This window comes from Azospirillum sp. UENF 112521, from assembly GCF_058780665.1.
Genome location: NZ_JBSNCI010000007.1, coordinates 209,050 through 222,505, shown reverse-complemented (window position 1 = coordinate 222,505; position 13,456 = coordinate 209,050). Strand labels below are relative to the sequence as shown.

The window sequence follows — 13,456 nt, the reverse complement described above, 5'->3', positions numbered from 1 at the left end:
CAGGAACCCAGGACCCTCACGACATGCTGACCTTCGACGATTGCCTCGCGCTCACCGACCTTCCCGCCGACAGGCTGCCGCTGGTGGACGGCATGGGGACCGTCTCCGCCTTCCTGCTGATGTCCGACAGCGCCGCCGCGGATGCCGGCTGCTCCCAGGATGCCAGTCCGGAGACGCAACCATGAAACACAACCACATCGCCGGCCGCTGGGTGGCCGGCGGCGACGGCATCGACAACGTCAATCCGTCCGACACCACCGACATCGTCGGCAGCTATGCCGTCGCCGACGGCGGCATGGTGGCGGAGGCGGCCCAGGCCGCAAGGGCCGCCTTTCCGGCCTGGGCGCGCAGCACCCCCCAGCAGCGCGCCGATATCCTCGATGCCGTCGGCAGCGAACTGCTCGCGCGCAAGGAGGAGCTTGGAACCCTGCTGTCGCGGGAGGAAGGGAAGATCCTGGCGGACGGCATCGCCGAAGTGGTCCGCGCCGCCCAGGTCTTCAAATTCTTTGCCGGCGAGGCCCTGCGCATCCCCGGCGAGAAGGTCGCGTCCACGCGGCCGGGGGTCGAGGTCGACATCCTGCGCGAGCCGGTGGGCGTGATCGGCATCATCACGCCGTGGAACTTCCCGATGGCCATTCCGGCCTGGAAGATCGCCCCGGCGCTCGCCTACGGCAACTGCGTGGTTTTCAAGCCCGCCGAACTCGTTCCCGGATCGGCCTGGGCGCTGGCCGAGATCGTCGCGCGCGCAGGCGTGCCGGCCGGCGTGTTCAATCTCGTCATGGGGCCGGGGTCGCTGATCGGCGACGCCCTGGTCGACGGGGTGGATGCCGTGACCTTCACCGGCTCGGTCGCCACCGGACGCCGGGTGGCGCAGCGGGCCGTCGGTCGCATGATCCGATGCCAGCTCGAGATGGGCGGCAAGAACCCGATGGTCGTGCTGGATGATGCCGACCTCGACATCGCCGTCGATGCCGCGGTGAACGGGTCCTTCTTCCAGACCGGCCAGCGCTGCACCGCCTCGTCCCGCCTTGTCGTCACCGAAGGCATCCATGACCGGTTCGTCGCCGCGGTGACGGAACGGCTGGAGCGGCTCGCGGTCGGTCATGCGCTGAAGCCGGGAACCGAGATCGGACCAGTGGTGGACAGCCGGCAGCTGGAGCAGGACCTGTCCTACATCGCCATTGCCGAGCAGGAGGGGGCGCGGCGGCAGTGCGGCGGGCAGCGGCTGACCAGGGAAACGCCCGGCTTCTATCTTTCGCCCTGCCTGTTCACCGAAACCACCAACGCCATGCGCATCAACCGCGAGGAGGTGTTCGGGCCGGTCGCCGGCGTCATCCGCGTCCGGGATTACGACGAGGCGCTCAGTGTGGCGAACGACACCCCCTTCGGCCTGTCGTCGGGCATCTGCACCGGTTCGCTGAAACATGCGACCCATTTCCGCGCCAACTCCGCGGCTGGGCTGGTCATGGTCAATCTGCCGACCGCCGGCCTGGACTTCCATGTTCCGTTCGGCGGACGCAAGGGCTCCAGCCATGGCCCGCGCGAACAGGGCCGTTATGCGGTGGAGTTCTACACCTCCGTCAAGACCGCCTATGTGCGGGCCGGGTGAGGAAACGGCAGGCTCAAGGCCCCGGCATAAACGTCAGGGTCGCCATTCAAAGGGATTTTTTCCTTTACATTGACAATATGCCTGAGCGGCGGCAGTGTCGTCGGCACCAGCGGGCCAGCAACGCCCGCAAATTCCCCAACCCCTCCCTGCCCGCCCCAGGAGTTCGTGTGCCATGAGCCTTGCCGCCATGGGCGACGCCGCGTGCATTGCCGTCGCCGCCATCGCCGTGCCCGACAGCCATGCCCGCCGCCGCATCGACGACGACGGGCTGGATTCGCTCGCCCGATCCATCGAGGAGGTCGGGCTGTTGCAGCCCATCATGGTCCGTCCGCTGGGGAATGGGCGTTACGAGCTGCTGGCCGGTGCGAGGCGGCTGCGCGCGATGCAGGCGCTGGGCCGGGCCGGCGTGCCGGCGGTGCCGGTGACCAACGAAGGCGCTGCAGTGCTGTCGCTGGTGGAGAACATGCAGCGCCAGGGGCTGGACGCGCTGGAGCTGGCTGAAGCGCTCCAGCGGCTGGTGGAGCGGGGCTGGGGACGCGAAGCGCTGGCCCGGCTGGTCGGGCGCAGCACGAGCTGGATCGGCGACATGCTGGGCCTGAACCGGCTGCCGGACTGGATCAAGGCGGAATACCCGCAGGCGCGGCGGGTGGTGTCGCGCTCGCTGCTGGTGGAGATCGCGCGGGTGCGCGACGATGCGGCGCAGGCGGAGCTGTGGCGGCAGGCGGCGGGCGGAGCGCTCACCGTGCGCCAGGCCCGGCAGCTGCGGCGCGAGGCGCTGCCGGCAGTGCCGCGCGCCTTGTCGGCGGTGCGGCGCTGCGTCCGCCAGCTGGACCGGATCGACACGGCGCCGGCTCTGGCGGAGAAGGACCGCTCGGCGCTGCTGGCCCTGCGCGACAGGATCGACCTGCTGCTCGCAGGCGGGAGCGAGGAAGGGGCCGAAAACGGGGCAGAGAGTGGCGCCGAGAACGGAAAGGCCTGACCGCCGCTGCGGACAGGCCTTCCGGTCCGGCCGGGACGCCGTTCAGCGCACGGCCTCGCCCAGGCTCAGCATCAGGCGGTTGGCCCAGGCGAAGATCGCGACCGCCAGGACGAGATCCAGGATCTCGCCGTCCTCCACCCCGGCCCGGCGAAGCGTTGCGACATCCTCCTCCGCCAGGGCGGCCGGCGTGACGGTCAGGCGGGCGGCGGCCTGGGCGATGGCCTGCCGGCGCGGATCGTCCTGGCCGGAAATCCCCTGCGCGAACAGCAGATCGACCGCGTCCCTGCCCCCGGTCAGCTCGACGAAGCGGCGGGCGTGGACGGAGGCGCAATAGACACAGCCGTTCAGCACCGATTCCACGGCGGTCGCGAACTCGCGCTCGGCCCGGGCCAAGCCGCGCGGGGCGTACATGATGCCGTTAAACAGCGGCGTGCGGTGCAGAAGCGATTCCGGCTCATGCGCCAGCACCAGCGAATAGGCGCCGATGGCGATGTTGGACGGCGTCACCGCCAGGGCGAGCCGCTGCTCCTCCGTCGCATCCTCCAGCACCACGGGGGGCAGCCAGGGCTTCCAGTCCAGCACGTCGGTGGTGAAGCCGATGTCCGCATCGACCGGCACCGGTGCCCCGGCGGGCAGCGGGCCGGACGGCGGTTCCGCCGCATCCCCTGCCGCATCCCCCGCCACACCCCCAGCCAGCGCCCGCAGACCGGCCAGCAGGCGGACCTGATAATTCACCAGTGCGATCAGTTGCGACAGCGCGACGATGCCGTGCGCATCCAGCCCCGCCGCCTCCAGCACGCCCAGATGCTCCGGCCGGGACTCGCGCGGGGACCGGGTGACCCGCTCCGCATGGGCGACCAGGGCCGGGCGGGCGTCGGCGCCGGCGGCGAGCCCGCGGTAATGGGCGGCGAGCGCGTCGTTGCCGGCCAGCGCCGCAATGCGTTCCGCCACCGCGGCGCGCTCGGCGGCCGGAAACAGGCCGGGCCGCCGCGGCGCCAGCAGGGCGTCGTGCGCCGCCTGGGTGCGGGTGCGGATCTCCGCCCGTCGGGCGCGCAGGGCCAGCAGCGGGGAGGCGTCGGACAGGCCGGCCAGCCGGTCGATCAGGTCGGGGGCGACCGGGGCGATTTCGCCACCGGTGGCGCTGCTGGTGGCGGTCATTGGAAATCCTCCGCTTCGGTCCATTCGTCGCCCAGCAGTTCCGGCGTCTCGAATTCGATCAGCCGCTGCCAGTGCTCATCGTAATCCTCGGTGAACAGCGCCGCGGTGATGCTGTCGGCCAGACGCTCCGCCCCGGCGCTGATGCCGGGGATGTCGCCGGTCACCTTGCCGTGGCTCAGCACCGCGGCGTAGTTGAAGGCATGGATGCGGTTCAGCCAGGGCGCCTCGCCGGGGATGCGCTCGAGGAACTCGAAATCGGCGCCGAGATAGGGATGCTGGGCGAATTCGCCGGCCTCATGGCCGGGAAGGACATAGCGGTCGCGCCACAGCAGCGTATGGCGGGCGATTTCCGCCAGCTCCGGCCGCTGTTCCCAATCCAGCGCAAAGCCGGTGGCGAGGATGACGTGGTCGACCGTCACCGTGCCGCGTCCGGTGCGCAGGACCAGACGGCCGCCCTCGGCCTCCGCCGCCTCGACGGCGCAGCCGGTCAGCAGCGAGAAGTTGGGATGGCGCGAGCAGCGCAGCATGGAATTGTGCGGCGCCGGCACGCCGGTGTCGGCGATGTACTGGTTGTAGGCCCAGCGCCGCTCGTCCGACAGGGTGTGGAAGCCCAGCACGATGCCGGGATGGCCGGCGCCCAGGCTCTTGTTGATGCGCGGCAGCTCCGCCCGGCGGATCAGCATGTAGACCTTGGCGGCGCCCCGCTCCAGCGCCTCCGCCGCATTGTCCACCGCGCCGGCGCCGGCACCGAGCACCGCCACCGTCCTGCCCTTCAGGCCATCGAAGTCGATGGGCTCATGGGCATGGCTCCAGAACCGCTTGTCCACCGCCTTCCAGAAGGCCGGGACGAAGGGGCCGCCCAGACCGTCGCGCCCGTTCGCCAGGATCACCCGGCGCGCCCGCACCCGCTGCCGCCCCTCCGGACCGTCGAGGTCGAGGGTCACGCCGTCGGCGTCGCCGGAGATCGCCGTCAAGGCGGTGTCGTTCCGCACCGGCGCGCCGGTGACGCGGCGGTACCAGGTCAGGTAGTCCAGCCATTGCAGACGCGGGATGCGGAACAGCGCATCCCAGGCGGTGCGGCCGAACTGCGCCTCATACCAGGCGCGGAAGGTCAGGTTGGCGAAGCCCAGCGCCGGACCGGTCAGCGTCTTGGGCGACCGCAGGGTCTCCATGCGGGCATAGGTCCCCCATGGCCCCTCGCGGCCGGCAGGCGCCCGGTCGAACAGCCGGACGTTGGAGATGCCGACCTTGCGCAGGGCGAAGGCGGCGGTCAGCCCGGCCATGCCGGCGCCGACGATGGCGACGTCGAGCATACCGTCCCGTGCCGGCACCCAGTCGGCCGGCGGCAGGGTGAGCAGGTCGAGATCGCGGGCGAGCCGCGCCTCCAGCTCCTCCAGCGAACGGGGGCCGGGGTCTGCAACGGTGGAAGGCACGGCGGGGTTGTCCTTGGTCATCGGAAGAGGGTCCTGTCGGAAATGCTGCGTCAGGCGGGCTGCGTCAGGCTGCCTGGGCACCGCCCAGATAGGCGTCGCGAATCTGCGGGTCGCGGGCGAGGTCGGCGGCCGGGCCGGACAGCACGATGCGTCCGGTCTGCAGCACATAGCCGCGATGGGCGATCTGCAGCGCGAGGCTGGCGTTCTGTTCCACCATGAAGATGCTCACGCCCTGCCGGTTGATGGTCTGGATCATCTCCAGCACGCGGTCGACATGCAAGGGCGACAGGCCCATCGTCGGCTCGTCCATCACGATCAGCCGCGGACGGCCCATCAGGGCGCGGGCCATCGCCACCATCTGCTGCTCCCCGCCCGACAGGGTGCCGGCCTGCTGGGCATGGCGTTCGCGCAGCCTGGGGAACAGGTCGAGGACGCCGTCGTAATCCTCCGCCACCGTGTGCGCGTCGCTGCGGGTGTAGGCGCCCATCAGCACATTCTCGCGCACCGTCATGGTGCCGAACAGGCGGCGGGATTCCGGGACCGAGCCGATGCCGCGCCGGACGATCTGCGGCGTGGTCAGGCCGGTCAGCGGCTGCCCGTCGAACACCACCTGCCCGGAGCGCGGCTTCAGCAGCCCCAGGATGATCTTCATCGTGGTGGATTTGCCGCTGGCGTTGCCGCCCAGCAGGCAGACGATCTGCCCGCGCGGCACCTCCAGCGACAGGTCGAAATGGACCTGCACCGGCCCGTAGAAGCTGTTCACGCGGTCGAGCCGCAGCAAGGCGTCGGTCATTCCGCCGGTCCCCCTCAATGCGCGATCCGGACCGGGACGGTGGCGTCCCCGTCCTGGCCCGCATCCTGGCCCACATCCTGATTGGCGGCACCCACCGCCTTGTGGCCGAGATAGGCCTCGATCACCGCCGGATCGTTGGCGACGGCGGCAGGCAACCCCTCGGCGATGCGGGCGCCATGGTCCATCACCACCACCCGGTCGGACAACTGCATCACCAGATCCAGCTTGTGCTCGATCAGCAGGATGGTCAGGCCGCGCGCCTTCAGGCCCCGGATGATCTCCAGCATCTCCGCCGTCTCGGTCGGGTTCATGCCGGCGGTCGGCTCGTCCAGCAGCAGCAGGCGGGGCTGCAGGGCCAGCGCGCGGGCGATCTCCACCCGGCGGCGGTTGGCGTAGGACAGGCTGTGCGCCGGCTTGTCGAGGCGCGGGGTCAGCCGCTCGCCGAACATCCGGACGATCTCCCTCGCCTCGGCGCGCAGCCGCTCCTCCTCCGCCCGGACGGAGGCGGGACGGATCAGCGCCAACGCAAGCTCGACCAGCGGCCCCACCACCGGAATCCGCGGCTTCACCGCCCGCAGCCGGGTGTGGGCGCCGACCAGCACATTGTCGAGCACGCTGAGGTTGCCGAACACCCGGCCATGCTGGAAGCTGCGGGCGAGCCCGAGCGCGGCCAGCCGCTCGGCGGAGAGGCCGGTGACGTCGCGGCCCTCGAAGGTGACGGACCCGGCATCCGGCACGTCGAGCCCGGAGATCAGGTTGAACAGGGTGGTCTTGCCGGCGCCGTTCGGGCCGATGACACTGACCAGCTCGCCCTGCCCCACCGTCAACGACAGGCCGTTGACCGCGGTCAGCCCGCCGAAGCGGCGGGTCAGGCCGGCGATCTCGAGAAGAGGCGTTGTCGATTGCTTCGCCATGGCGTCCTCACACCGTTCCCAGAAGGCCCTGCGGGCGGAAGCGGATCAGCAGCAGCAGGACGACGCCGTAGATCAGCATGCGGTATTCGGCCGCCGCGCGGAACAGCTCCGGCAGCCCGACCAGCACCGCGGCTCCCAGCACGGCCCCGGCGACATTGCCGAGCCCGCCGAGGATGACCATGGTCAGCGCCAGCATCGACACCGGCGCCGGGAAGGTCTCGTGGTTGATGTAGGAGTAGAAATGCGCCATCAGCGCGCCGCCCACCCCGGCGATGAATCCCGCCACCGCGAAGGCCAGCCCCTTGTAGCGGTTGAGATCGACGCCGTAGGAGCGCGCCGCCACGTCGTCCTCGCGGATCGCCCGCAGCGTGCGGCCGAGATGGGAGTTCAGCAGGCGGGATTGCAGGGCGGCGAAGGCCAGCAGGACCGCCAGCGGCACCCAATAGACCCATTGTCCGCTGACCAGCGGCTTGCCGGCCACCGACAGCGGCGGGATGCCGGTGACGCCGATCGGACCGCGGGTCAGGCTTTCCCAGTTGAGGATGACCAGCGTCACGATCTCGCCCACCGCCAGCGTGGCGATAGAAACGTAATGGCCGCGCAGCCGGAAGGCGGGATAGACCAGCGCCGTGCCCAGCGCCGCCGCCACCAGCCCGGCCAGCGGCACCGCCAGCAGCACCGGCACCCCGGCATCGAGCGCCAGCAGCGAAGAGGCATAGGCGCCGATGGCGAGCAGCCCGGCATGGCCGAGCGACACCTGCCCGACCGTGCCGGCGACCAGCGTCAGGCTGAGCGCCAGCAGGGCGTAGAGCCAGGCATTGCCCAGCGTCTGCAACAGATAGGGCTGCTGCACGACCAGCGGCAGGGCAAGTGCGGCGGCGGCCAGCGCCCACACCGCCCATTTCGGCAGGACCAGCGGCCGGCTTGGGGCGATGAAGGTGCCGGTCAGCGGCTCCGGCGGCAGGCGGCGGGCCCGGGCGAACAGGCCGTTGGGCCGCAGCACCAGGATCAGGATCAGCGCCACGAAGGCGAACAGGTTGCGATAGCTGGTGCCGAACAGGGCGATGCCGTAGCTCTCGATCAAGCCCAGCAGCAGGCTGCCGGCGATGGCGCCCGGCACGTTGCCGACGCCGCCGATCAGCTGGGCGACGATGCCCTTCAGCCCGGCCTGAAAGCCCATGTTGGGGTCGATGGTGTTGTAATACATGCCGACAAGCAGGCCGCTGACCCCGCCCAACGCCGAGGCGATGGCGAACACCGTGCGGTTCACCTTGTCGACGTCGACGCCGCACTGCTGCGCCGCATCGCGGTCGAGCGCGGTCGCCCGCACCGCCCAGCCGAGCTTGGTGAAACGGAGGAAGCCATAGAGCAGTGCGGCGCTGCCGATGCCGACCCCGGCGATCAGCAGGTCGAGCGCGCCGATGCTGCCGCCGCCGATGGCGATGCGCCATGTCGGCAGCTGGGTCGGCAGGGCGCGCGGGTCGGGGCTGAACAGCAGCTGCGCCGACTGGTCGAGCACCACCGACAGGCCGATGGTGGCGAGCAGCGGGGCGATGCGCGGGGCGTTGCGCAGCGGACGCAGGCCCACCCGCTCGATGACCGCCCCCAGCAGCCCGCAGCCGGCGGCCACCGCAACGAAGGTCACCGGCAGCGGCAGGGCCAGCTTGGTCACGCACAGCCAGCCGATATAGGCACCGACCATGTAGACCGAGCCATGGGCGAAGTTGATCAGGTGCGAGACGCCGAAGATCAGCGCCAGACCGACCGCCAGCAGCGCATAGATGTTGCCGATGACCAGCCCGTTGATGGTGTAGTCGAGCCACGGGCCGGGAGTGGTGGGAAACACGATGGTCGGTCCTTCCGGCGTCAGTTCGCGGCCTTGACGGCCGGCTGCTCCCGCCCCGCCTGCTCCCACAGGGCGAAGGCACCATTTTTCACGACGAGCCGAGTGCTCAGCGGCTTGTCGACGCGGCGGGTCTGCGGATCGAAGCGGACGGTGCCGTAGACGACGCTCGGCGCATCCTTGACGGTTGCGAGCCCGTCGCGGACGGCGGTGCGGTCGGTGCCGCTCTGCCGGATCACCGTCGCCAGCAGCAGAAGCGCGTCGTAGGCGCGGCTGGAATAGGCATCCGGCTCGACACCGTATTTGCCGGTGTAGGCCTTGACGAAGGTCTGGACCTCCGGCCGCGGGTCACCGGGGAAGAAGGGGGTGGTGGTGTGGACGCCTTCGACCGCCGCCCCGCCCAGCTCCAAGAACTTGGGCGAATAGACCGACCCGGATGCTACCACCGGCTGGGTCAGCCCGGCCTCGCGCAGCTGGCGGGTGATCTGGGCGCCGTCGGCATAATAGGAGACCAGCACGATGCCGTCCGGCTTGGTGTCGCGCACCCGGACCAGGGCGGAGCGGAAATCCTTCTCATCGGCCAGATAGCCTTCGGCACCGACCACCTCGGCGCCGCGCTCCTTGGCCGCCTTGGCGAACAGGTCCTTGCTGGTGCGGCCCCAGTCGTTGTTGATGAACAGCAGGGCGACGCGCTTCAGACCCAGCGCCGTCACCGCGTAATCGGCCAGGACCGGCATCTCCTCCGCCTGGTTGAGCGCGTTGCTCCAGACGAAATCGCCACCCTTGGTGAAATCCGGGTGCGAATTGGTGAAGCCGAACTGCACCAGCCCGCCAGTCTGGTAGATCGGCGAGGCCGCCATCGACGCCGCACTGGTGAAGTCGCCCAGCTCGGCGACGATCCGGCTGTCGGCGACGAATTTGCGGGCGATGGCGACGGTCTGCTTGGGATCGCTCTGACTGTCCTCGAACTGGACGCGCAGCGGACGGCCCTGGATGCCGCCGCCGGCATTCACCTGCTCCAGCGCCAGATCGAAGCCGCGCTGCCATTGCGCGCCATACTGCGCATACTGGCCGGTCAACGGCCCGCTGACGCCGAGCACCACCGGCTCCTTCGCCGGGTCGGCGGGCTGCGAGAAGGCCGGCTGGACGACGCCGAGTGCCGCCAGCAGCGACAGGGTGCCGGCGGCGAGCGCGGTGGACCGGAGGATCAGATCGAGCATCGGAATCGCTTTCAAACTGCAAAATTCGGATCAGTTGGTGGCGGCGGGGATGCTGCCGTCCCACAGGGCGAAGGCGCCGTCCTTGACCACCAGCTTGACGTTGCGCACGCCGGACACGCGGCGCGTCTCGGGATCGAAAGTCGCTTTGCCGAAGATGACGCTGGGGATGTCCTTCACGCGGGGGAAGGCGTCGCGGATCGCGGTACGGTCGGTGCCGCCGGCCTCAATCACCCGCTGCGCCACCAGCACCGCGTCATAGGCGTAAGCGGAAAAAGCGTCCGGCTCCTCCTGGTACTTCGCACGGTAGGCGGCGACGAAGCCCTGCACCTCCGGACGAGGTTCCGCCGGAAAGAAGTTGGCGCGGGTGTGGACGCCGTTGACCGCCTCTCCGCCCAATTCCAGGAATTTCGGGGAATAGACCGAGCCGACGGCGACCACCGGCTGGTTGAGACCGACCGGCTTCAGCTGCCGGGCGATGGCCGCCCCGTCAGCATAGTAGGAGATCAGGACGATGCCGTCGGGATTGGCCTCGCGCACCCGCACCAGGGTGGAGCGGAAGTCCTTCTCGTCGGGCAGATAGCCTTCGGTGGCGACGACCTCCGCCCCGCGCTCCTTCGCCGCCTTGACGAAGATATCCTTGCTGGTGCGGCCCCAGTCGGTGTTGAGGTGCAGCACCGCCAGCCGCTTCAGCTTCAGCGAGGTGACCGCGAAGTCGGCGACGTTCGGCTGCTCCTCCGCCTGGCTGATGGAATTGCTCCAGATGAAGTCGCCGCCCTTGGTGAAATCGGGGTGGGAGTTGGTGAAGCCGAACTGCACCAGCCCGGCCCGCTGGTAGATCGGCGAAGCCGCCATCGACGCCGGGCTGGAGAAGTCGCCAAGCTCGATCAGGATCTTCGGATCGGAGACGAATTTCTGGGCGATGGCGATGGACTGGCGCGGATCGTTCTGGCTGTCCTCGAACACGTAGCGCAACGGACGGCCCTTCACCCCGCCAGCAGCGTTGATCTGGTCGAGCGCCAGGTCGAAGCCCTTCTTCCACTGCGCGCCATACTGGGCGCTGGGACCGGTCAGCGGCCCGCTGACCCCGAACCACAGCGGCTCGCCCGCCGCCGCCGCCGCAGTTGCCGGCCCGGCGGACACCGCGATGCAGGCGAGCGCCATGGTCCCGGCCAGGGTGTGGAACAGCACGGAACGTCGGGAAAGCGCGGGCTGGGGCATGGCATCGTCTCCAAAAGGCTTTCGGAACGAATTCAAAAAAGGCCGCCGCCCGGAACCGGGGCGTGGACCCGCTGACGGGCGGCGGCTTCAGGCACGGGAGGACGGGACACCAGCGGGGTGCTGCGCCGGAAGGACAATGGTCGCAGCGCCCGCCGGCACCCGGACGGTCGCGATCAGAAATCGTAACCGCCGCCGGCCCCGGCCGGTGCAGCCGGGGACTTCGGTTCCGGGCGCTCGACGATCAGCGCCTCGGTGGTGATCAGCAGGCCGGCGACCGACGCCGCGTCCTGCAAAGCGATGCGCACGACCTTTGCCGGATCGATGATGCCGGCCTTCAGCAGGTCGGTGAACTCGCCGGTCTGCGCGTCGTAGCCGAAGGCGGTGTCGCCCCCCTCCAGCAGCTTGCCGACGATGACGGAGCCATCGGCCCCGGCATTCTCGGCGATCTGACGCACCGGCGCCTGGAGCGCCCGCCGCACGATGTCGATGCCGACGCGCTCGTCGTCGTTGACCGGCACCACCGCATCGATGGCGCGGATGGCGTAGAGCAGGGTGACGCCGCCGCCGGGCACGATGCCCTCGGCGATGGCGGCGCGGGTGGCGTGGACGGCGTCGTCCACACGGTCCTTGCGCTCCTTCACCTCGACCTCGGTCGAGCCGCCGACGCGGATCACCGCGACGCCGCCCGACAGCTTGGCCAGCCGCTCCTGCAACTTCTCGCGGTCGTAGTCCGAGGTGGTTTCCTCGATCTGGGCGCGGATTCGAGCGATGCGGGCGTCGATAGCCTCGCGGCCGCCGGCGCCGTCGATCACCGTGGTTTCCTCCTTGGCGATCACCACCCGCTTGGCGGTGCCGAGATCGGCCAGCGAAACGGTCTCAAGCTTGAGGCCGATGTCCTCGCTGATCACCTGGCCGTTGGTGAGAATGGCGATGTCCTCCAGGATCGCCTTGCGGCGGTCGCCGAAGCCCGGCGCCTTCACCGCGGCGATCTTCAGACCGCCGCGCAGCTTGTTGACCACCAGCGTCGCCAGCGCCTCGCCCTCGACATCCTCGGCGACGATCAGCAGCGGGCGGGACGACTGCACCACCGCCTCCAGCACCGGCAGCAGCGGCTGCAGGCTGGACAGCTTCTTGTCGTGGATCAGGATGTAGGGGTTGTCGAAATCGACGACCAGTTTCTCGGCGTTGGTGACGAAGTAGGGCGAGAGATAGCCGCGGTCGAACTGCAACCCTTCGACGACGTTCAACTCGGTCTCCAGGCTCTTGGCCTCCTCCACCGTGATGACGCCGTCGTTGCCGACCTTGGCCACCGCCTCGGCGATGATGGCGCCGATGGCGCGCTCGCCGTTGGCGGAGATGGTGCCGACCTGCGCCACCTCGTCGTTGGTGGAGATGGTCTTGGCGCGTTCCTTCACGTCGGCGATCACCGCGGCGACGGCGCGGTCGATGCCGCGCTTGAGATCCAGCGGGTTCAGCCCGGCGGCCACCGCCTTGGCGCCCTCGCGGACGATGGCCTGGGCCAGCACGGTGGCGGTGGTGGTGCCGTCGCCGGCCAGATCGGCGGTCTTCGACGCCACCTCGCGCACCAGCTGTGCGCCGAGATTCTCGAAGCGGTCGGCCAGTTCGATCTCCTTGGCGACCGACACGCCGTCCTTGGTGATGCGGGGGGCGCCGAAGGATTTCTCGATCACGACGTTGCGGCCCTTCGGGCCCAGCGTGACCTTCACGGCATTGGCGAGGGTATCGACGCCGCGCAGGATGCGGTCGCGGGCATCGGCGGAGAATTTGACGTCCTTGGCGGCCATGGCGATGTCCTTTTTATCGAAGTCTTTTTTGGGTGGGTTCCAGCGGAAACGGACGGTTCTGCCTCAGGCGGGGCCTCAGGCGGGCTCGACCACGCCGACGATGTCGGATTCCTTGATGACCAGCAGATCCTCGCCCTGCACCTTGATCTCGGTGCCCGACCATTTGCCGAAGACCACGCGGTCGCCGATTTTCACGTCGAGCGGGTGGATGCGGCCCTGGTCGTCGCGCACGCCGGGACCGACGGCGATCACCTCTGCCTCCTGCGGCTTCTCCTTGGCGGTGTCGGGGATGATGATCCCGCCCTTCGACTTTTCCTCCTGCGCCACACGGCGGACGACGACGCGGTCGTGCAACGGACGGAACGACATGCCTGGTGTCTCCTGGTTCGGGCCCCGTTCGGGCCTCTCTGGGGGTCATGTGCGGCGCCCCGCATTCACCGTAGGGACAGAGCTTAATCACTGTTTATTCCTACTGTAAAGATAG

The 13,456-nt window shown here is 69.6% G+C and carries 12 protein-coding genes; 3 read left to right on the top strand and 9 right to left on the bottom strand.

Translation table 11 applies throughout. The features are described from left to right. The first annotated feature begins 23 nt into the window (after positions 1-23). The 3 genes from ACWPN8_RS29775 (at position 24) to ACWPN8_RS29765 (ending at position 2,588) form a co-directional block, all read left to right on the top strand. Positions 24-185: a hypothetical protein gene (locus tag ACWPN8_RS29775; RefSeq protein ID WP_492243385.1), complete on the top strand. Its 162-nt coding sequence runs from the start codon at positions 24-26 to the stop codon at positions 183-185. Further along, complete coding sequence (locus ACWPN8_RS29770) at positions 182-1,609, top strand: aldehyde dehydrogenase family protein (RefSeq protein ID WP_492243384.1); 1,428 nt, start codon at positions 182-184, stop codon at positions 1,607-1,609. Before ACWPN8_RS29775 ends, ACWPN8_RS29770 begins: the two co-directional genes overlap by 4 nt. Before the next feature lie 172 nt (positions 1,610-1,781). Next, on the top strand, positions 1,782-2,588 hold the full coding sequence (locus ACWPN8_RS29765; RefSeq protein ID WP_492243383.1) for a ParB/RepB/Spo0J family partition protein: 807 nt from the start codon (positions 1,782-1,784) through the stop codon (positions 2,586-2,588). Between the two features lie 42 nt (positions 2,589-2,630). Here ACWPN8_RS29765 and ACWPN8_RS29760 read toward each other — a convergent pair whose 3' ends face one another. From ACWPN8_RS29760 to ACWPN8_RS29720, 9 genes are all read right to left on the bottom strand, one after another. Further along, positions 2,631-3,746, bottom strand: a complete 1,116-nt coding sequence (locus ACWPN8_RS29760) for a CMD domain-containing protein (protein ID WP_492243382.1) — start codon at positions 3,744-3,746, stop codon at positions 2,631-2,633. Continuing rightward, positions 3,743-5,200 (bottom strand): FAD/NAD(P)-binding protein, encoded by a 1,458-nt coding sequence (locus tag ACWPN8_RS29755; protein WP_492243381.1) that lies wholly within the window; start codon positions 5,198-5,200, stop codon positions 3,743-3,745. The genes ACWPN8_RS29760 and ACWPN8_RS29755 overlap by 4 nt, the downstream gene beginning before the upstream one ends. 43 nt (positions 5,201-5,243) lie before the next feature. After that, positions 5,244-5,972: an ABC transporter ATP-binding protein gene (locus ACWPN8_RS29750; protein WP_109095556.1), complete on the bottom strand. Its 729-nt coding sequence runs from the start codon at positions 5,970-5,972 to the stop codon at positions 5,244-5,246. Between the two features lie 14 nt (positions 5,973-5,986). Further along, positions 5,987-6,886: an ABC transporter ATP-binding protein gene (locus ACWPN8_RS29745; protein WP_492243380.1), complete on the bottom strand. Its 900-nt coding sequence runs from the start codon at positions 6,884-6,886 to the stop codon at positions 5,987-5,989. Between the two features lie 7 nt (positions 6,887-6,893). Further along, positions 6,894-8,732 (bottom strand): ABC transporter permease, encoded by a 1,839-nt coding sequence (locus ACWPN8_RS29740; protein WP_492243379.1) that lies wholly within the window; start codon positions 8,730-8,732, stop codon positions 6,894-6,896. 20 nt (positions 8,733-8,752) lie between these two features. Next, complete coding sequence (locus ACWPN8_RS29735; RefSeq protein ID WP_492243378.1) at positions 8,753-9,949, bottom strand: ABC transporter substrate-binding protein; 1,197 nt, start codon at positions 9,947-9,949, stop codon at positions 8,753-8,755. A 30-nt stretch (positions 9,950-9,979) separates the two neighbouring features. Then, positions 9,980-11,167 (bottom strand): ABC transporter substrate-binding protein, encoded by a 1,188-nt coding sequence (locus tag ACWPN8_RS29730; protein WP_492243377.1) that lies wholly within the window; start codon positions 11,165-11,167, stop codon positions 9,980-9,982. Positions 11,168-11,340: 173 nt separating this feature from the next. Then, positions 11,341-12,972 (bottom strand): chaperonin GroEL, encoded by a 1,632-nt coding sequence (gene groL, locus ACWPN8_RS29725; RefSeq protein WP_492243376.1) that lies wholly within the window; start codon positions 12,970-12,972, stop codon positions 11,341-11,343. 75 nt (positions 12,973-13,047) lie between these two features. Beyond that, positions 13,048-13,341: a co-chaperone GroES gene (locus ACWPN8_RS29720; RefSeq protein WP_492243375.1), complete on the bottom strand. Its 294-nt coding sequence runs from the start codon at positions 13,339-13,341 to the stop codon at positions 13,048-13,050. Positions 13,342-13,456 lie beyond the last annotated feature (115 nt).

Bases quoted from the DNA above. Each gene is read 5' to 3' on its own strand.
- ACWPN8_RS29775 (WP_492243385.1), top strand. From the start codon at position 24: ATGCTGACCTTCGACGATTGCCTCGCGCTCACCGACCTTCCCGCCGAC.
- ACWPN8_RS29770 (WP_492243384.1), top strand. From the start codon at position 182: ATGAAACACAACCACATCGCCGGCCGCTGGGTGGCCGGCGGCGACGGC.
- ACWPN8_RS29765 (WP_492243383.1), top strand. From the start codon at position 1,782: ATGAGCCTTGCCGCCATGGGCGACGCCGCGTGCATTGCCGTCGCCGCC.
- ACWPN8_RS29760 (WP_492243382.1), bottom strand. From the start codon at position 3,746: ATGACCGCCACCAGCAGCGCCACCGGTGGCGAAATCGCCCCGGTCGCC.
- ACWPN8_RS29755 (WP_492243381.1), bottom strand. From the start codon at position 5,200: ATGACCAAGGACAACCCCGCCGTGCCTTCCACCGTTGCAGACCCCGGC.
- ACWPN8_RS29750 (WP_109095556.1), bottom strand. From the start codon at position 5,972: ATGACCGACGCCTTGCTGCGGCTCGACCGCGTGAACAGCTTCTACGGG.
- ACWPN8_RS29745 (WP_492243380.1), bottom strand. From the start codon at position 6,886: ATGGCGAAGCAATCGACAACGCCTCTTCTCGAGATCGCCGGCCTGACC.
- ACWPN8_RS29735 (WP_492243378.1), bottom strand. From the start codon at position 9,949: ATGCTCGATCTGATCCTCCGGTCCACCGCGCTCGCCGCCGGCACCCTG.
- ACWPN8_RS29730 (WP_492243377.1), bottom strand. From the start codon at position 11,167: ATGCCCCAGCCCGCGCTTTCCCGACGTTCCGTGCTGTTCCACACCCTG.
- groL (WP_492243376.1), bottom strand. From the start codon at position 12,972: ATGGCCGCCAAGGACGTCAAATTCTCCGCCGATGCCCGCGACCGCATC.
- ACWPN8_RS29720 (WP_492243375.1), bottom strand. From the start codon at position 13,341: ATGTCGTTCCGTCCGTTGCACGACCGCGTCGTCGTCCGCCGTGTGGCG.